The 18088-nt window shown below is 71.8% G+C and carries 14 protein-coding genes, 1 tRNA gene and 1 pseudogene; 3 read left to right on the top strand and 13 right to left on the bottom strand.

Going from position 1 to position 18088, the window contains the following annotated elements; translation table 11 throughout:
• Positions 1 to 64: 64 nt before the first annotated feature.
• From AC0NH5_RS40670 to AC0NH5_RS40660, 3 genes are all read right to left on the bottom strand, one after another.
• Positions 65 to 565 carry a DUF6624 domain-containing protein gene (locus AC0NH5_RS40670; protein WP_474413374.1) on the bottom strand — a complete coding sequence of 167 codons (501 nt, stop codon included), beginning with the start codon at positions 563 to 565 and terminating at the stop codon, positions 65 to 67.
• Positions 566 to 635: 70 nt separating this feature from the next.
• On the bottom strand, positions 636 to 1550 hold the full coding sequence (locus AC0NH5_RS40665) for a DUF6910 family protein (protein ID WP_474413372.1): 915 nt from the start codon (positions 1548 to 1550) through the stop codon (positions 636 to 638).
• Between the two features lie 18 nt (positions 1551 to 1568).
• A complete protein-coding gene (locus AC0NH5_RS40660) occupies positions 1569 to 2126 on the bottom strand; it encodes a TetR/AcrR family transcriptional regulator (protein ID WP_474413370.1) in 558 nt (185 codons plus the stop codon).
• Between the two features lie 116 nt (positions 2127 to 2242).
• Between AC0NH5_RS40660 and AC0NH5_RS40655 the strand changes: the two genes are divergently transcribed.
• Positions 2243 to 3271, top strand: coding sequence for an aldo/keto reductase (locus AC0NH5_RS40655; protein WP_474413368.1), 1029 nt, complete (start codon positions 2243 to 2245; stop codon positions 3269 to 3271).
• Positions 3272 to 3293: 22 nt separating this feature from the next.
• Here AC0NH5_RS40655 and AC0NH5_RS40650 read toward each other — a convergent pair whose 3' ends face one another.
• The 5 genes and pseudogenes from AC0NH5_RS40650 to AC0NH5_RS40630 form a co-directional block, all read right to left on the bottom strand.
• Positions 3294 to 5627, bottom strand: a complete 2334-nt coding sequence (locus AC0NH5_RS40650) for a transglutaminase TgpA family protein (RefSeq protein ID WP_474413366.1) — start codon at positions 5625 to 5627, stop codon at positions 3294 to 3296.
• Positions 5621 to 6736, bottom strand: coding sequence for a DUF58 domain-containing protein (locus AC0NH5_RS40645; protein ID WP_474413364.1), 1116 nt, complete (start codon positions 6734 to 6736; stop codon positions 5621 to 5623). Before AC0NH5_RS40645 ends, AC0NH5_RS40650 begins: the two co-directional genes overlap by 7 nt.
• A gap of 152 nt (positions 6737 to 6888) precedes the next feature.
• Positions 6889 to 7857, bottom strand: a pseudogene (locus AC0NH5_RS40640) (AAA family ATPase); the annotation flags it as partial.
• On the bottom strand, positions 7851 to 10475 hold the full coding sequence (locus AC0NH5_RS40635; protein WP_474413395.1) for a fibronectin type III domain-containing protein: 2625 nt from the start codon (positions 10473 to 10475) through the stop codon (positions 7851 to 7853). The gene AC0NH5_RS40635 and the pseudogene AC0NH5_RS40640, both read right to left, overlap by 7 nt.
• 65 nt (positions 10476 to 10540) lie before the next feature.
• Positions 10541 to 11851: a tetratricopeptide repeat protein gene (locus AC0NH5_RS40630; RefSeq protein ID WP_474413362.1), complete on the bottom strand. Its 1311-nt coding sequence runs from the start codon at positions 11849 to 11851 to the stop codon at positions 10541 to 10543.
• 168 nt (positions 11852 to 12019) lie between these two features.
• Here AC0NH5_RS40630 and AC0NH5_RS40625 point away from each other — a divergent pair.
• A tRNA-Leu gene (locus AC0NH5_RS40625) sits at positions 12020 to 12107 on the top strand.
• Here the strand turns inward: AC0NH5_RS40625 and AC0NH5_RS40620 are convergent.
• From AC0NH5_RS40620 to AC0NH5_RS40600, 5 genes are all read right to left on the bottom strand, one after another.
• The gene (locus AC0NH5_RS40620; protein WP_474413361.1) at positions 12069 to 13763 is read right to left on the bottom strand and encodes a recombinase family protein; all 1695 of its coding nucleotides are present in this window, start codon (positions 13761 to 13763) and stop codon (positions 12069 to 12071) included. The genes AC0NH5_RS40625 and AC0NH5_RS40620 overlap by 39 nt on opposite strands.
• Positions 13764 to 14051: 288 nt before the next feature.
• Positions 14052 to 15338 carry an FtsK/SpoIIIE domain-containing protein gene (locus AC0NH5_RS40615; RefSeq protein WP_474413359.1) on the bottom strand — a complete coding sequence of 429 codons (1287 nt, stop codon included), beginning with the start codon at positions 15336 to 15338 and terminating at the stop codon, positions 14052 to 14054.
• Positions 15339 to 15790: 452 nt separating this feature from the next.
• Positions 15791 to 16111, bottom strand: coding sequence for a hypothetical protein (locus AC0NH5_RS40610; RefSeq protein WP_474413357.1), 321 nt, complete (start codon positions 16109 to 16111; stop codon positions 15791 to 15793).
• The gene (locus tag AC0NH5_RS40605; RefSeq protein WP_474413355.1) at positions 16108 to 16797 is read right to left on the bottom strand and encodes a DUF2637 domain-containing protein; all 690 of its coding nucleotides are present in this window, start codon (positions 16795 to 16797) and stop codon (positions 16108 to 16110) included. The genes AC0NH5_RS40610 and AC0NH5_RS40605 overlap by 4 nt, the downstream gene beginning before the upstream one ends.
• Position 16798: 1 nt before the next feature.
• Entirely contained in the window at positions 16799 to 16993 is a 195-nt protein-coding gene (locus AC0NH5_RS40600) for a hypothetical protein (protein WP_474413353.1), read from the bottom strand.
• Between the two features lie 347 nt (positions 16994 to 17340).
• Between AC0NH5_RS40600 and AC0NH5_RS40595 the strand changes: the two genes are divergently transcribed.
• Positions 17341 to 18081 (top strand): helix-turn-helix domain-containing protein, encoded by a 741-nt coding sequence (locus tag AC0NH5_RS40595; protein WP_474413351.1) that lies wholly within the window; start codon positions 17341 to 17343, stop codon positions 18079 to 18081.
• The last annotated feature ends 7 nt before the right edge of the window (positions 18082 to 18088 follow it).

The raw sequence follows: 18088 nt of genomic DNA, 5'->3' as shown, positions 1-18088 counted from the left end.
TCACACGAACGTCAACAACGGCGGTATAGGCCGTATGCCCGGATAGTGACGTCGAGCACTCCCCTCATCGCGGGGCGTACTTGGCGACGTGCACCGCGAACGGGTCCAGCCCCACCCCGGCGCGGCGCTCGTCCATGCCGGCGGGATCCTCGCAGGGCCACGGCACCGGAGCGCCGTCGGCCACCGTGGCGATCTGGGTGCCGTACCGCTGTGGATGTCCCTCGTTGACCAGCAGCCGGTCGCGGAGCATCGCGAGCTGGGCGGGGTCGGCCTGGCCGGCTTCGACCGCGGCGGACATCAGCGTGACGGCGCGGCGCTGGAGGTCGATCTGGCGGTCGGCGTGCTGGGCGATCAGCCAGGCGCGGCGGGCGGCTTCCGCGCCGACGAGGGCGGCGGTCGGCCAGCCGTGGCGGTCGAGGATCTCGCCGAGCCGGTCGGCGTTGCGCACGGTCACCCGCCGGTGCGCGAGCTGGGCGGTGAGGTCGGTGCCGAGGGCGCCGGGCTGGAGGTGGCGGTCCTCCTCAGTCATGGCGATGAGTTCTTCAGCGAGGGTGTCGTCGGTCATGGAACCTCACGCTAGGCGGCTGCTTCCCAGTGCCCGGCAGCCACGGAACCGGCATCGATATATGTGAATGTTAGAGACTTGGAGTCACGCGCAACGTCAGCCACTGCGAGGCGGTGGCCGGGTCGTCCGCGTCGACGACGGCCAGCAGGCGCAACCCGTCCGGCGTCACCTCACGGATCGCCAGCCCCTCGACCTTGTACGGGCCGTCGGCGGCGGACGGCAGCTCGGCGACCGCCCGCACGCTCTCGCCGTCGAGCAGGGCCAGCGTCGCCGCGATCACCGGCCCGTCGTCCACCGCGTTCGGCGTGTCCTCGGCGGCGGCGCTCACCAGGATCTGCCCGCCGGCCAGGGTCACCGCGTCGGTGACGGCCAGCGCGACGCCGTCGACCGACCCCAGCTCATACTGCCGCGGGTCGCCGACGGGAACGTCGCCGATGTCGCCGGCGCCGGTGACCGCGCGCAGCAGCTCGGCGAGGCCGACGTCGACGGAGGCGTTCGGCACCCCGGCGACGAGGTTGCCCCGCTGGAACCAGCGCAGCCGGTCCCCGATCACGCAGGCGCCCTCCAGGTTGAGCTGCGCGCCGGAGATGCCGAGGGCCGCGGCGACCCGGGCGTACACCGGATCCAGCGCAGCGACCGCCGCGGCGCCCTGCGCGGTGACCAGCGAGGCCCGCATGCGCGCCCCGGTCGAGCCGGAGCCGAGCAGCAGCACCGCTTCCGTACCGTCCACGGTGACCGGGCACGCGGCCTCGAAGTCGGGCTTAAGGTGTTTGGTGCCGGCGGCGGAGCTGAACACCTCGAAGCCGTCGACCGGGTCGACGACGCGGACGGCGGTGATCGAGCCGGGCCGCCACCAGGCGGCGTGCGTGGCGTCGTCCTGCACCACGAGCCAGCCGTCGCCGAGCTTGGCGACGGCGGACGCGGCACGCACGGGCGAGCCGTCGTCGAAGAGCAGCGGTGACATGTCGTCCACGGTGATGCGCATCGGATGCCTTTCGCGGTGTCAGCCGGACGTGGGCCGGGCGCCGTAGCGCAGGCCGTCGAGGAGCAGGGAGACCATGCGGTGCACGTGCCCGGGGTTGTCGTCCGCGGGCAGGCAGAGGTTGGCGACGGCCTGGAGCAGGTCGCCCGGGTCCACGTCGGCACGGACCTCGCCGGCGGCGGCCGCGGCGTCCAGCAGTCCGGTCAGGGCCGGTCGCAGGTGCTGGTCGAAGTAGGCGGGCAGGGTCTCGAAGGCGGGGTCGCCGGAGTGCAGGGCGGCGGCGAGGCCACGCTTGGCGGCGAGGAAGTCGGTGTAGCGCAGCAGCCACAGCGCCAGTGCCTCGCCGGGCGGGTGCTCGGCGGCCAGCACCGGGGCGGCCTCGGCACAGCCGTCGACCTCGTGCCGGAAGACCGCGGTGACCAGGTCGGAACGCTGCGGGAAGTGCCGGTAGACGGTGCCCAGTCCGACCCCCGCGCGCCGCGCGATGTCGCGGATCGGGGCGTGCACGCCGGACTCGGCGAAGACCGCCCGGGCCGCCTCCCGGAGCGCGTCGCTGTTGCGCTGCGCGTCCGCGCGCACGCGTCGGCCGGTGTCGCCGGTCACACTGCCCCCCGCTTGCTTAAACGGAACATTGTTCCGTATCGTCGTCCGAGTTAGCGGAACGTGGTTCCGCTTCCTCGATGATAGGAGCTGCCATGAAGTACCGCACGCTCGGCCGCACCGGCATCCAGGTCAGCCCGTACTGCCTGGGCGCCATGATGTTCGGTGCTGTCGGCAACCCCGACCACGACGCCTCCATCCGAATGATCCACAAGGCGCTGGACGCCGGGATCAACTTCATCGACACCGCGGACTTCTACTCGGCGGGCGAGTCCGAGAAGATCGTCGGCAAGGCGCTGCGCGGCCGGCGCGACGATGTCGTGCTGGCCACCAAGGCCCACCTGCCGATGGGCGACGACCCCAACCGGCGGGGCAACTCGCGGCGCTGGCTGGTCACCGCGGTGGAGGACTCGCTGCGCCGGCTGGGAACGGACCACCTCGACCTCTACCAGATCCACCGGCCGGACCCGTCCACCGACATCGAGGAGACGCTGTCCGCGCTCTCCGACCTGATCCACAGCGGCAAGGTACGAGCCATCGGCTCCTCCTGCATGCCGGCGTCCGACCTGGTGGAGGCGCACTGGGTCGCCGAACGGCGCGGCCTGCAGCGGCTCCGGGCCGAGCAGCCGCACTACTCGATCGTGCACCGGGGCATCGAGCGGGAGGTGCTGCCGGTGTGCGAGCGCTACGGGATGGGCACGCTGGTGTGGAGCCCGCTCGGCGGCGGCCTGCTGACCGGGCGGTACCGCAAGGGGCAGCCGGCCACGAGCGCCCGGGCGGCCTTCGCCCCGAAGCACTTCGGCGACGAACGCAAGCTCGACGTGGTGGAGCAGCTGATCCCGCTCGCGGAGAAGGCCGGGATGTCGCTGACCCACCTGGCGATGGCCTTCGTGATCGCCCACCCGGGCGTGACGTCGGCGATCCTCGGGCCGCGCACCATGGCCCAGCTGGACGACCTGCTGGCCGGCGCCGAGGTGACGCTGACCGACGAGATCCTGGACCGGATCGACGAGATCGTCCCGCCGGGCGTGGACGTCGGGTCGCTGGACATGGCCTACGACCCGCCCGCCGTCCAGCAGGCGGGGTTGCGGCGCCGCCCGGCCGCCGAGCGTGTCGCCGCCTGACGGTCGCGGCCGGCACCGGGCGTCAGCGGTCGCGGTGCCAGCGCAGGGGACCGGGCCGCACGCTCCACCACAAGCGCGTCAACCGGGGCTGCCGTTGTTTGAGGGCCGCGGAGAAGGCGACCACCTCGCTCGCCGCCTGGTGCGCCTGGTCGTCGCTGACCACCTCCGGGGCGAACCCCGCCGTGTTGATCGCGGCCACCAGGCCGTCCAGCGAGGGCAACGGAGCTGGGCCGGAGCCAGTCGTTCCGGACCGGTCCCCTGGCGGGGGATCACCTTCGGGCGCCTCGGGCGGGGCCGCCCGGCGCAGGCGCAGCAGACCGGAACGTGACGCTTCGGCCGGGGGCGCGGTGGTGGCGAAGGTCGCGGCCTCGGTGGCGGACAGATGGGCCGGCAGCGGCCGCCCGGCCAGGCGCAGGGCGTCGGTGAGCTCGAGCCACGCCCCGGCCACCCGCTCCCCCGGACCACCGCCGAACAACCTTCGCCGACGCTGCGACCGCCGCAACTGCACCACGGCGAACCCGCCGATCACCCCGGCGAGCAGCAGCGATCCGGACGCGCCGGACGCCACCACGAGCCGCGACGGCCCCTGGGCCGGGGCGACGGCCACGGCGGCGCCGGAGGGAGCGGCGGCGGAGGTCTCGGCGGTGGCCGGCGGCTCCGACGGCGCCGGTGGCGGGGTGGTGGGCTTCGGGGCGAAGTCCTCCTCGACCGGCCGCGGGTCGTCGCTCTTGGGCATCGGGTCGAAGGCCACCCAGCCGAGCCCGTCGAACAGCACCTCCGGCCAGGCCAGCGCGTCGCCGCCGGTGACCGCGCCGCCCCCGGCCGGCGCGGTGAAGCCGACCACGACCCGGCTGGGCAGGCCGGTCAGGCGGGCGAGCAGGGCGTACGCGGCCGCGAACTGCTCCGACGTGCCGACCCGGCCGCCCTGCTCGGTGCGGCCGAACAGAAAGTGGGCGATGTTGGGGTACGCGTGACCGCTCGGCGCGTCGGCGACCACCTTGTAGTGCTCGGCCAGGAACTCCTCGATGGCGATCGCCCGGTCGTACGCCCCGCCGTTGCCGTCGGCCAGGTGTTCGGCGAGCCGTTGCACCTGCTGGGGAACCGCGTCGCCGACCTTGAGGTACCGCACCACCGGGTCGCCGGTGGGTGCCTCGGCGGTCGGCAGCAGGTTGAAGTCGGGCCGCTGGACGAGGGAGGTGGCCGTGTAACGCAGGCCCTGGGTGAGCCCTTCGGGGCGGATCAGCGTGCCGGTGTCCGGGTCGTACGCGACCCGCGCCCCGGACACCGCGGTCGGCGCCGGGATCGCCGGCAGCAGTCGCCCGGTCAGCCCGGTGATCGTGACGTCCTGGGACGCCTCGACGATCTCGGCGCCGGGCAGCGGCTCCTGCGCGGGGAGGACCCGGCCGGCGTTGCGGTAGACCGCGCCGACCCGCCACGTCACCCCGTCGTAGTCGGAGAGCACCGCCAGCCGCAGCCGCACCGCCGCGGACCCGGTGGACTCCTGGTCCTGCGTGGCCGCGGGCAGGCCGGTGCCCGGGCCCGGGCGGAGCTCCAGCAGCGGCTGCGCCGGCGACAGCGCCCATCCGGAGATCCGGTTCAGCGGGCTCTCGTCCAGGCTGTCCACGCGCGGCGGTTCCACGTACCGCCGGGGGTCGACCGGGGTGGCAGTCACCCGGCCGCCGACCCACGGCCCGGCGAGAGCGACCACCCCGAGAAGGACCACCAGGCCGGCGGCCGAGGCACCCAGCGCCTGGGCCCGCGCCCGGGCCGGCAGCGCCGAGGCCGCGGGCGAGGCCGGGGAGCCCGCCACCAGCGCGGCCGTCACCAGGGCCGCGAAGGCGAGGGTCGGGCCGGTCGCGGCGGAGGCGTTCGGGCCCACCACATAGAGCGCGCCGGCGTAGAGCAGGACCGGCGGAAGGCAGCCGAACAGCACGCGGCGGCTGCGGACGCCGACCTCGGTGGCGGCCAGGCCGGTCAGCCAGGTGGCGACCACCGCAACGACCACGGTGTCGGGGGTGGATTCGACCGGGATCATCGCGGTGAGCAGGCGCGGGATGCCGTTGGTGAGGGCGTCGCGCAGCACGTCGGCGGTGAGTCCGGCGGGAGCGGCCAGGTGCAGCGCGAGCACGGTGTAGCCGGCCAGCAGGACCGCGGACAGCGGCGCCGCGGTCCAGGACGGCAGGCGGCGGGTGGCCACGCCGGCGGCGACGGAGCCGGCCGCAGCGCCCGCGACGAGCCGCACGAGCAGGTCGTCGGAGTAGATCCGGCCGAGCGCGACACCGGCCAGGACCAGCAGGCCGACCAGGCACAGCGGGACCACCGCGGACCGCAGCCCGGCAACCGTCCGCGTCACCACCCGCGGACCCCGTCCCAGGCGGCGGCGAACTCGCCGCCGTCGGCCGCCTCGATCACGATCATCCCGTCGGCGCCGGATTCCGGCGCCGCGTCCCGGTCACCGAACACCCCGGCGATCACGATGGGGTACGACCCACGCAACCCGCTGACCCGGCCGAGGTCGTCCCGGCCGCCCGGCCCGGTCAGGAAGATCAGCGTGTCCCCCAGCCGCTGCGACCGCAACCGCCGCAGGGTGGCCTCGACGTCGCCGTCGCTGAGGGTCACCTCGGTGAGGACGTCCAGGAACGACCCTTCAGCGGCGGCCGACACCAGGTGCAGGCTCACCGGCAGCGACTCCCGCACCGCGGCCGTGACCACCGACGCCGCCGCCTCGCACGCGTGCTCGAACGTCTCGCCGTCCCCCGGGTGCGCCGCCGCACGGTCGTCGAGCAGCAGCACGAGCGTCGGTTCCGCGGTGTCCAGCTGCTCGCGCACCATCAGCTCGCCGACCTTCGCGCTGCTGCGCCAGTGGATGCGGCGGAGCTCGTCGCCGGGCACGTACTCCCGCAGCGAGTCGAACGTGATCGTCCCGTGCGGCACCTTGTCCGCGCCGCCGTCCAGGCTGCGGGTCAGGCCGGCCGGGACCGCACGCAGCAGGTGGATGCGCGGGTGCACCCGCACGATCGTGGTCCCGCCGTAGGTGCGGGTCAGCGTGAGCAGCCCCAGCGGATCACGCCGGGTCACGCCGAGCGGCCCGATCGGCACCAGGCCGCGCCGGTGGGTGGGCACCGGGTACTGCGTCGTGGTGTCCCGGCCCGGCCGCAGCCGCAGCAGCGGCACGTCGACCGTGGAGGGCCCGCAGCGGTCCACGGCGATCAGCGCGGCCGCCCGGAACCGGCTGCTGTTGCGGATGGTGAGCCGGACACTCGCGGGCTCGCCGCGGGCCACCCGGTCGGGCTCGGCGACCCGCTCGACTCCGAGGCGCGGGCGCCAGGCGGCGAATCCGGCGGCGGCCAGCACCGCGAGCCCGCCCGCCGCGCCGAGCAGGGCCAGGTCCGGATAGCCGAACCGGAACCCGGCGGCGAGCAGCAGCACGGCGGCGACGAGCAGGGCGATGCCGCGAGCGGTCACGGTGCGGAGGAGACGCGCTGGTCAGGAATGCGGTGCTCGGGCATCCCGTGCCCGGACCCGTTCTGACCAGGCATGCTCGGGCCGGGCGCGCTCTGAGCAAGCATGGCGTGGCCGGGCATAGCTTGAGCGGGCATAGCTTGAGCGGGCACGCCGGCGGCCGCGCGGTGGTCGGGCAGCGGGACCGGCACCGCGCGGACCGCGTCGGCCAGCACGTCGGTGGCGGTCACCCCGCGCAGCTGGGTGTCGGCCGACAGCAGCAACCGGTGCGCGAAGACCGGGGTGATCAGGTCCTTGAAGTCCTCCGGCAGCACGTATCCCCGGCCGTGGATCAGGGCGTAGGCACTCGCCGCACGGGTCAGCGCGATCACCCCACGGGGGCTGACGCCGACCCGGACCTGCGGGTGGGTGCGGGTGGCGGCGGCGAGCCGGACCGCGTACGCGTACAGCGGGTCGGCCACGTGCACCGCCTGCGCCATCCGCACCATCTCGCCGATCGTGGCGGTGTCGGTGACCGGCTCCAGGGTGTCCGGCGACCGTCCCGCGGCGCCCCGCAGCACCTGGATCTCGGCCTCCTCGTCCGGGTAGCCGACGGAGAGTTTCACCAGGAACCGGTCGAGCTGCGCCTCGGGAAGGCGGTAGGTGCCGTCCATCTCGACCGGGTTCTGCGTGGCGACCACCAGGAACGGCTGCGGCACCGGGTGCGGCACGCCGTCGACGGTGACCCGCCGCTCCTCCATCACCTCGAGCAGCGCCGACTGGGTCTTCGGCGACGCCCGGTTGATCTCGTCGGCGATCACGATGTTCGCGAAGACCGGCCCGGGGTGGAACTCGAAGCCGCGGCTGGCCTGGTTGAAGATGGTCACGCCGGAGACGTCGGAGGGCAGCAGGTCCGGGGTGAACTGGATGCGCCGCCACACTCCGTGGATGGAGGCGGCCAGCGCCCGGGCCAGGGTGGTCTTGCCGACGCCGGGCACGTCCTCCAGCAGCACGTGCCCCTCGGCGAACATCGCGGTGAGCGCGAGCCGGATCACCTCGGGTTTGCCGAGCACCACCGAGCCGATCCGGTCGGCGAGCTGCGCGGTGACCTGGGCGAAGCCCTGGACGTGTGCGGGGTTCAGCACGTCGGCAGGTCTCCCAGGTCGTCGCCGCCGTCGAGGTTGAACCAGGCCCACGGGATGTACGTCTTGCCTTCGTACTCCACCTGGATCCACCACGTGCTGCGCTTGTCGTTGTTGTAGACGAACGCGTAGACCTCGGCGCCGCTCTTCTTGCAGAACGCCTTCAGCTTCGTGCCGTTCTTCACCCAGCCGGCCTGCTGGTCGTCGTCCTGCCGGGTGACCTTGAAGATCTCGTTGCCGTTGCGCCCGGCGACGTCCTTGTCGCAGTAGGTCTTCTGGTCACCGGTGCCGTTGATGCAGGTGGCCGTGCCGAACAGCGCGTCGGTGGTCTTGGTGGACTCCTTCGTGGTGGTGCCCGCCGCGTTCTTGGCGCTGACCGTGAACGTGTAGCTGGTGCTCGGCTTCAGCCCGGTGGCGTTCAGGCTGTTGCAACTGCCGGAGGACCCCTTGCCGCCGCCCGAGACGGCCAGCGAGCAGGTGGTGGTGCCCCCGCCGCCGTCCACGCTGAACGTCACCGCCGCCGAGTTGAAGGTCGGGCTCACCCCGGTGACCGTGACCGCCGGCGCCGACACGGTCCGGGCGGTCGCGGTCGCCGCCTCCCCGGCGCCCGCCTCGTTGGCCGCCGCCACCTGCACCGCGATGGTCTCGCCGTTGCCCAGGCCGGTCAGCGTGGTCGCCGTCCCGTCGGTGACGTCGGTGCTCTTACCACCCGCCGTCACCACGTATTTCGTGATCGGCCGGCCGTTGTCGGCGGCCGCGGCCCAGCTGACCCGGATCGCGCCGGCCTGGTCGCCCACGGTCGCCGCCTCGGCGCCGTCCGGGCGGCCCGGCTTGCTGAACGGCACCACGCTGTTGCTGACCGGCGAGGCCGGTGAACCCGCGCCGATGTCGTTGACCGCGACCACGGTGAACGCGTACTGCTTGCCGAATTCCAGCTTGCCGGCGGCGATGGTCAGCGACGTCCCGGTGGCGTCCCCGACCGGCGCGGCCCCGCCCTCGGCGACCGCGGTCACCGTGTACCGCGCGATGCCGCGGCCCTGCCCGTTCGCCTCCGGCCAGCTGACCGTGACCGTGCCGTCGGGTTTCGCCTCGGCGGTCGGCGCGCCCGGCGCGTCCGGCACCTCGGAGGTGGGCCGGACCGCGTTGCTCGTCTTCGCCGGCCCGTCGCCCTTGCGGTTCACCGCGTGCACCTGGAACCGGTAGGTCTCGCCGTTGGTCAGCCCGGTGACCACCACGGACCGCTGGTCGGCGCCGACCTGGAAGGTGCGCCCCGCGCCGGAGACCACGTACTTGCTGATCGCGGCGCCGTTGTCGGCGGCCGCCTGCCAGGTGACCCGGGCCTCCGCGTTGCCGGCGGCGGCGCGCACGTTGCGCGGCGCGCCCGGCTCCTTCACCTGCGGCTTCTGCGGCTTGCGCTTCGGCGGCGGGGGCGGCGGGTTGTCGGGCACCGGCGGCGGGTCGCCACCGAGCACGTCGTTCGCGTACTTGTCGACCACGCGTACGCCGTGCGTGTTGTCGACCACCCGCGCGGTGGAGGTGCCCGGCGCGTTGATGAACAGGTAGTTCTCCCGGATCTCCAGCTCCAGGCCACCGCCCGGGCGCGGCACGCTGATCTGCTTGCGCGCCTTGCCGGACTGGTCGAAGACGTGCACGGTGCCGCCGTCAGCGACGTAGAGGAAGCCCTCCCACGCCACCGCGGGCTGCAGGTCGGCGCCGTCGCCGGGGACGGTGACGCCGGTGCGCACCCCGGCCGGGTCGACCGCGTAGACCTTGCGGTCGGCGGGGACGGTGACCGCCACGGTGGTGCCCTCGGTGCGCGGCGGCACCAGGCCGGGCCCGGAAAGCGGCAGCTCGATCGTGGACTTCGCGGCGCCCAGGCGGGTGAACATGTTGGTGGTCCGGTCCAGCACGGCGGCGCCGTCGTCCAGCGTCGTCAGCGCCAGGTCGTGGCTGGGGTCGGCGACGGACTCGGTGCGCTCCCGCTGCGGCCCGGCCGGGGTGCCCCCCTCGGTGACGGGCGGCGCCGGCGCGATCGCGGTCACCGTGCCCTCGCTCGGCGAGGCGACCCAGAGCCTCCCCTTGCCGTCGAACGTGCCGCCGGTGAGGCCCGGCGGGAACACCAGCGGGTCGCCGAGCGACGCCAGCGTGGCCGGGTCGACCTGCTGCACCTTGCCCTGCACCGCGTCGACCACGAACGCCGACGACTCGTGCAGTGCCACGCTGATGCCGCGCCCCGGAGCCGACTGCTGGGGCCAGAACGCCTTCAGCGCGGTCAGGTCCATCGTGCCGATCGCACCGGTGTGCACGTCACGCAGCAGCACGAACCGGTCGCTCTGCACGACCTCCAGCTCGTGGCCGCCGGCCTGCCCCACGTCGACACGGGTGTCCACCTTGGCGGTGACGCCGTTGAGCCGGGCGATCTCACCCTTGTTGCGGCTCCACACCCACGAAGCGGCGTCGAAACTGGCCAGTGCCTCGTCGGCGTCGCCGAGCCCCCGCACGGTCAGGCCGAGCCCCGCTGCCAACACCAGCACGACGCCGAGCGTGACCAGGTGACCACGGCGCGTCTTGGTGCTGTCTGAGCTGCTCACTACCGTGATCCCCTCGTCACACCCCGCCAGGACCGAGCCATCATAGGGAAAGGGGGGCGTACGTCGATACCCGGCTTCCACGCTTGTGGATGCCGTTACCGCCGCTGGGTGCAGACCTGATCGGACGATGCGAACCGGTCGGTCTCGTAGACCGCGACCACCGCGAAACAGTAGTCCAGCTTCCGGTTCAGCCCACCCATCCGGAACGACGTCTCCCCAGGTCCGACCGAGGACACCGGACGCAGCGTCTCCCCCGGCCGGGCCATCGTGACCATGAACGGCACCCGCCCGCCGGCCGGGTCGCTCCACCGCACCTCGATCGCCGAACCCCGGTCGTCCAGACTGATCTCACCGGGCGGCGCGTTCTCCGGAGTTGGCACATCCGGCCCGCCCGGCTCACCCGTAGGGACCACGGTCTCGCCCGCGTCCGGCCCACCCACCCGATCGGCGAGCACGAACACCAGCGCCGCCACCGCCACCACCGCCGACAACGTCGCCGCGATCACCGCGAACACCGCCATCCCCCGGCGGCGCCCGCTCTCCGGCGCGACTTGCGCCGGTTGCATCGGACTTATCTGGTACGCCCCACCCATGCCCGTGGCAGGAAGGACCGGATGCGCCGGCACCGGAGGCGGGGCCGGCTCCCCCCGCCAGGCCGTCACCCCACCGGGCACTGCGCGGCCATGGGCTTCGTCGCCCACCCATGGCGCAAGGTGCTGCTCATACCGCGGCTGTTGCTGTTGCGGCAGCTCGTACTGGGGCTGCGGCTGCTCGTAGTGGGGCTGCACCTGCTGTTGCTGCTGCGGCGGCTGCTGTAGCTGCTGTCGCGGTGGCGGCTGCGGTTGCTCGTAGTTCGGCGCACCGATCCACGGGGAACCCGCCGGTGGAGTCTGCGGCGGCACCGTGCGCCGGGCGGGTGGCGCCGGCGGGAGTGGTGGCTCCGGGAAGTGTGCGGTCTCCCGTACCTCAGCCTGCTCCTGATCCTGCCCGAAATGAGCCCGCGCCCGGGCGACCAGAGGATGCCGCTCCCCCAGCGCCCCCGGCCCGTGCTCCGCAACCCGCCCGAACGCCTTGCGTGCCTCGTGCCGGTTGCCCAGCTCCTCGGCCACCACGCCCAGATCGTGCGAGATCTGCAGCATCAGCGGATCGCGATCACCCAACCGGAAGTGCCCCGCGGCATACGCCTCCTCCAGCGTCCGCCGCGCCTGCACCGGCTCATCCACCTGCAGCAACACGCCGGCCAACTCCCGCTGCGCCGCCAGCACATCACTGTGGTCCTCGCCGAGGTTCTCCCGCCCCAACTCCACGGCGCGCTCCAACAGCACGAGCGCACCACCCAGATTGCCCGAGGCGACCAGCGCTTGCGCCCGCTGCAGGGCCCGGATGAGCGGGGAGGATTCCGACACGCCCGCCATGCTGCCCGGTTCCTCTGTCACCCGCCAGTTCCCGGGGGTCTTTCGTCCCGCAATGTCCGGTGGGTGGCCCCTGCTTCGGGGGCCGTTCCGGGCCGTGTACAGTCTTCCCCTGTACGGCTCACGGGGCTGGTTCGCCGCTCCGCTAAGCTGTGTGAGCAGGTCCGGGTGGCGGAATGGCAGACGCGCTAGCTTGAGGTGCTAGTGCCCTTTATCGGGCGTGGGGGTTCAAGTCCCCCCTCGGACACCAATCAAAGACACGAGAACTCGCCGGGGTGACAACCTCGGCGATCAGTGTTTCTGGGCCTGGTTGGTAGGTCATCCGCAGGCCGATCCGGCTGTACAGCTCAGCCTTGTCGCGTGGGTCGGCGTCGCGGAGCAGCCGGAGCAGGTCGTTGAAGGCGTCCGCGATGGCGTCGAGTTGATCGCTGGTCATTCGCTGCGGCGGCGCTTCGGTGAGGCCGAGTCGTGCCTGAGCGGCCTTCTTAATCGCGCTGGTCTCACTGATCCACTCGGCGATGAGTGCCGGGTCGCCTCCGGCGTCGAGCGTGGCCCGATAGCGATTGATCTTCGCGTCCGCGTCAGCGATGGCCTGGCGGAGTTCGTCGACCTCACCGGCCGAGTCGTAGGCGACGAGTGCCGCACGGTACTGCGCCTCGGCGACACGGTTGAGATTGTCGGCGAGGCTGGGACCGGTGAGTTCGTCGCGCAGGAACCGCTCGACGGGGTTGGTAATCGCATCCTCGCGGAGATACAACGCCGGCGGATGGCTGATCCTGTGCTGGCGAACGAAGTCGCGGCTCGCGGTGCACCGGTAGTAGAGCCGGCCGTGGTTGGGGTTGCCCACCATCTTCCGGTCACAGATCCCGCAGGTGATCAGCCCTCGGAACAGATACGGGTGGCCGGTGTGGCGCGGAGCCTTTCCGGCGTCGCCGCTCGTTCCCCTCTTCTTGATCGTCCGTTGAGCGCTCTCATACAGGTCGGTGCTGATCAGCGGCTCGTGCGCCTCGGTCCGCGACCACACCCATTGGCTCGGGTCGTTCCAGCGGTGCCGGCTCTCGTGGCCGAGCGCGACGTCCTCGACGTCAAGGAGAACTTCGTCCGTGCGCGCCCGGTTCCACACCTGGCGGCCGGTGTATCGCGGGTTCTGCAAGATCGCGCGGACCGCGGTGGTTTCCCAGACCTCAGTGCTGCGGTGGGGGTTACGCGGCCGGTCATAGGCGGACGGGCACGGGATACCGTCCTGGGTCAGGCCACGCGCGATCGATGTCATGCCACGCCCGGCGACGTACTCGGCGAAGATTCGCTTCACGACCGATTCGGTGACCGGGTCGGGGTCGAGTTTGCGGAGCCGTTTGCCTTCGGCGGCCTTGCCGGGGTTGGGGTGCGGGCCCGCGTCAGCGAGTCGGTAGCCGTAGGGCGGTCGTCCGCCGAGAAACCGGCCCTCCAGTTCCGTCTGTGATCGCATTGCTGAGCGGACGCGGATTTTGATGCGGGTGCGTTCGCCTTTGCTCATGCCGCCGTAGAGGGCCATGACGAGGTCGTGGGCGTCGGAGCCGGGGTCGATGGCGCCGCCGACTTCGGGAACCCACAGGCCGACGCCGTAGTGGACGAAGATGGGAAAGGTCATGCCGAACTGGCTGCCGTAGAAGGCGCGCTGTGGCTCGCCGATGACTACGGCATCGAAGCCGCGACCGGAGCTCTTGATCGCATCCAGCAGGCGTGTTGCTTCTGGCCGCCGCTTCCAGGGCAGTGAGCGGGAGAGCCCGATGTCGAAGAACTCGGCGACGACTTCTCCGCCGGCCGGCTCGATCAGGCTGCGGGCACGGGACAGCTGCCAAGCTTTCGATGCCTGCGGGTCCTGTTGGTCTTCGGTCGACACGCGTCCGTAGAAGGCGAACCTCATGCCTGGCGAGTCTTCCGGGCTTGGTCGATGATGCGCCACAGCGCGTCTGCGGCGGCGTCTGAGGGCGGGACGTCTAGGGACGTCTTGAGCTGGCCATTTTCGATTTTCAGTGTCTGGCACGTGCGTATGCTGCGATTTCTCCCCTCTGCGGATTGTTCGTTCGTGGTGATCGCAAGGCCTCCTCTCTCGTCATTGGGTGTGTCCGCGCGGTCGTCCGTCCGTTGTCCGTCCGCGCGCTGATCGGCGCAGACGCGCGCGAGCGGACGGACGTCCGCGCGGACGATCGGGTCAGGCGCGCCAGCGTCCGCGCGTGACTTGCCGGGCTCGGCCGGCAGTGGCGTGGGCTTGGAGCCGGTCGTAGACCCAGGTGCGTCGCATGCCGGTCAGCTCGATCAGCTCCGGCACGGTCAGGCCACCGTCGGGTGCTTGAGCGAGCGCCATGAGAAGCGTTTGTTCCGGGTCGTCAGGGGCGGGCTGGGGCGGATCGAGAGCCTTGGGTTGTCGATCGAGGGCGGCGCGGGACAGCGGGTCGAGGTCTGGCCGCTGGTCGGCGTAGCGGGCGGCGGTCTCCCGCACGAGGTCGTCGGTGACCAGGTAGGCGCGAGCGCGGCGCGGTTGGTTGTGGCCGTCTGCGAGGACGTAGAACTTGCCGGGTGCGTCGAGGGTGTGGGCGTGCCAGCCGGTGGTGAGCATGCCCTTGTCGAGGATGAGGTCGACGTCGCGGCGTTCGCGGACGCGTAGGCAGACCCGCACGCTCATCTGGGAACGCAACGCTCCTCCGCCCATGGCCTTCTGCGTGGGACGTTGCGTGGCAGCGAGGAGGTCGACGGCGACTGCCCGGCCACGGCGGGCGACCGATTCGGCGTGCGTGACAGCCGCTGGGGCGGTATCGGCGAGTTCGGCGTACTCGTCGATCACGATGACCAGGGCAGGAGCGCTCGGTGTGGGTTCCCAGACGCGGGTGTTGTCGCGGCTGGCGGCGTGTGCACGGGCGTCGAGTACGGCGACGGCATCGGCGAGGAGCTGGGTAGCGTCTTCCGGGGTGGTGGCGAGTCTGGCGAGGCAGGGCGCCCAGGGCCGTAGTTCCATGCCGCCTTTGAGGTCGATACCCCACAGCACGACGTCAGAGCAGGCGGCAAGGGTGCCGAGGACGACGTTGAGCACGCCGCTCTTGCCCGAGTCGGTGGTGCCGCCGATGAGTGCGTGCCGGCGCAGGAGCGGCACCCGGACCGTGGTGGCGTCTTCGAAGACGCCGAGTTCGATCGGGTCGGTCAGTGAGCGGGCGGTCGGGCCGGGCCATGGGATGGCGCCGGCGTGCGGGTCTACGGCAACGACGCGCATGGTGCAGCGGCCGGCGTGCGCGGGGTCCTGCTCGACGCGGACCGCACCGGGTCGCGTTCCCAAGGCGGATTCGATCGCCGGGACACGGGCCATGACGTCGGCGACGCTTTGTCCGGCGCGGAGCTTGAGCCGGGCTCGCCATCCCCAGGTGTCGACCACGGCCGACATGACGCGTGATCCGTCGAGTCCGATTGCTTCCGCGAGATCGGGCCATGCGTGGATGACCCGGTCCACCCGGACTCGGGCTCGTCGGCGCCGGTGCGCCCACCACGGCATGCCGAGCAGGAGCATGGCGATCAGCAGGATGGTTGGTAGCGGAGTCCGAACCGGTCCGAGTGCCGTCGCGGCAGCGAGCCAGCCGCCTGCAGCGGCGGTCGCTGTCGCGGCGTAGGCGCGTTCCGCGGTGCGCGAGAGGCCCCACGGCATGCCGCGGAGTCCGGCCGTCAGTGCCGCGACGGCGGTCAGGACGGCGACCAGTGGCCAGGTGTCGGGATGCGTGCTGTGCAGTCCAAGTCCGGTACAGAAGAGTGCGAGGCCGGCGATTGCTGGTGCGAGTTCCGAGCGGTAGCGGAACAGGGCGCGTCCGATCGCGGAGAGGCCGACGATGAGTAGCGGCTCAGCGGGAACGAACAGCAGTGGTTGTGGGTTGCGGCGTCCCCATCGGCGGTGGCGGCGTCCGTAAGCCCTCATTGAGCGAGTTCGCCGTGGTCGGGTGGGGTCCATGCCTGGTGTTCGGCGACCTGGTCGCGGAGGTAGGTCAACGGGTCAAGCTCGCCGTCATGATGGGCGTTGAGTGTGGCGCGAGCTGCGGCGAGAAGGTCGGCGAAGTCCCACCGGGTGCGGCTCAGAAGCCGCGTGAGCCGGTCGATCTCGGCAAGTAGTACGGGGATGTCGCCGATGGCGGTCCAGATGGTGACCGGTGTGGGCCGGCGGCGCGCGGCGTTGAGGTGGGTGTGTACGGCCTCCTGGTCGAGGGTCGGGCGCGGGGTGTGTGATTCGTTGGTCATGGGTGGGATGAAGCCTCCTTCCGATCGGTGTTGGTGCTGGTCTCGGCGGCGAGTAGTCGCCGCAATTCGGTCGCCTTGGGTCCGGCGATACGAAGCGCCGAACGCAGTCCGTCTCGGCTGATGGGTCGCCCGTTGTTTGCGGCGCGGTGCCGGGTGTCAACCTCGCGGGCGGCGTTGAGCAGAGCGGTATCGGTGCGGCGCTTCGTGCGCCGGGTCCGGACTCGGGTACGGGACTCGGGACGGTCCTCGCCTGCGGGCACGGCAGCGGTGTCCGCCGCTGCGACGGTGGTTAGCGCGTGCAGGTGTGCGGTCAATCCGAGGACGGCGGCCGGTACGGCGCCCACCAGCACGACGATCGGCCAGGACACCTCGACCAGGCCGACGGCAATGACGTGGTAGCCGGCGTTTCCGACGATGCTCGTAGCGATGGCACCGGTGGCGTTCGCTCGGGCGAAGCTCCGGCCTCGGCTGTCGCTGAGCGATGCGGCGAGCCAGACCCGGGCGGAGGTCATCGCGTACGCGTCGATGGTGACCGGCAGCAGCCAGGCGAGCCGGTCGGGCCATCCGGCGATCTGCGCCAAGCCTCGGAGACCGGAGAAGCTCGCCGCAGCCGCGGAGATCGCGGCAACGGCCATCCCCGCGATCGCCCACCAGTCGCGTCGGTTCTTGGGTGCGACGCCGCCCATGTCAGAGATCGAGTCCGGCGATGAACCGGGCCAGAGCGCGGAGCCCGTTGCCAATCTCCGGGCCGATCGACGATGAGGCGAGGAAGTAACCGAACGCCGCGCAGATCGCGGCCTGCCACATCGGCAACCGGGCATAGCGCCACAGCAGATAGACGAAGACGCCGAGCAACAGGACGGCGGAAACCGCGATCGTCATGCGTCACCACCGCGGCGGTCGCGCCGGTGCCGGCGGGTTCGGATGGCCCGGTCCGCGCCGGCGTGGCTGCCGCGCGGCTGGTGCCGCCGGTTCCAACGGGTCCGGGCGGTGCACTTGCGGCACAGGCTGGGGTGTCCTGCGCCGAGCTGTGCGCCGCACGGGCAGGTCGGTGCCTCGTGTGTGAAGTGTTGGGTGTCCATTGCTGATCTCCTCTCGGTTGGTCGGTGCGCGGTCCGCATCGACGCCATTGAGATTGCGACCAGGCGACGGGACGTGATCAGGTCGTGGCTGGACGTGTCCGAGACGTCTCCCTTAGGGTGGTCAAGCTGCCGGGACGTCTTGACGGGATGACGATGCCGAACGAGCGACTACGCACCGCCATGTTGGAACGTGGAACGACTCCGGCCGGACTGGCGGAAGCGCTCAACGTCGATCCGAAAAGCGTCGAACGCTGGATCAGCGGCCGGACGCCGTACCGACGCCACCGCTACGCGGTCGCCGCGCAACTCGGAGTCGACGAGGTGTACCTGTGGCCCGACGCGCTCAGCGCCGACCAGGTCGCCAGCGCCAGCGAGAGCGAGATCATCAACATCTACCCACACCGCTGGACCGTGCCGTCCGAGGTGTGGCGCAACATGTTCGACCGTGCTGAAGAGGAGATCGGAGTCCTCGTCTACAGCGGCCTGTTCCTGTCCGAGGACGCCGGCATCCACCGGATCTTCCGCGCGAAGGCCGACGCGGGAACGCGCGTCCGCATCCTGCTCGGCGATCCCAACGCCGAGTCAGTTACGCAGCGAGACAGCGACGAGGGCATCGACGGAGGCCTCACCGCAAAGATCAAGAACGCGCTCGTCATGTACCGGCCGCTTCTCGACGTCGATGGCATCGAGTTCCGGCTGCATCAGACCGTGCTGTACAACTCGATCTACCGCGCCGATGACCAAGTACTGGTCAACACCCACATCTACAGCTTCGCGGCCTCGCAGGCACCGGTGCTGCACCTGCGGCGAGTAGCCGGCGGCGGCATGGTCACCACATACCTGGACAGCTTCGAGCGCGTATGGAACAGCGCAACACCCCTGGAGTGAGGCGAAC

It is taken from the genome of Actinoplanes sp. 13 (assembly GCF_056134165.1).
This window is presented reverse-complemented; position numbering and strand designations above follow the sequence as displayed.

Coding starts and splice junctions, on each gene's coding strand:
- AC0NH5_RS40595 (WP_474413351.1), top strand. CDS start 17,341: ATGACGATGCCGAACGAGCGACTACGCACCGCCATGTTGGAACGTGGA.
- AC0NH5_RS40600 (WP_474413353.1), bottom strand. CDS start 16,993: ATGACGATCGCGGTTTCCGCCGTCCTGTTGCTCGGCGTCTTCGTCTAT.
- AC0NH5_RS40605 (WP_474413355.1), bottom strand. CDS start 16,797: ATGGGCGGCGTCGCACCCAAGAACCGACGCGACTGGTGGGCGATCGCG.
- AC0NH5_RS40655 (WP_474413368.1), top strand. CDS start 2,243: ATGAAGTACCGCACGCTCGGCCGCACCGGCATCCAGGTCAGCCCGTAC.
- AC0NH5_RS40670 (WP_474413374.1), bottom strand. CDS start 565: ATGACCGACGACACCCTCGCTGAAGAACTCATCGCCATGACTGAGGAG.
- AC0NH5_RS40665 (WP_474413372.1), bottom strand. CDS start 1,550: ATGCGCATCACCGTGGACGACATGTCACCGCTGCTCTTCGACGACGGC.
- AC0NH5_RS40620 (WP_474413361.1), bottom strand. CDS start 13,763: ATGAGGTTCGCCTTCTACGGACGCGTGTCGACCGAAGACCAACAGGAC.
- AC0NH5_RS40610 (WP_474413357.1), bottom strand. CDS start 16,111: ATGACCAACGAATCACACACCCCGCGCCCGACCCTCGACCAGGAGGCC.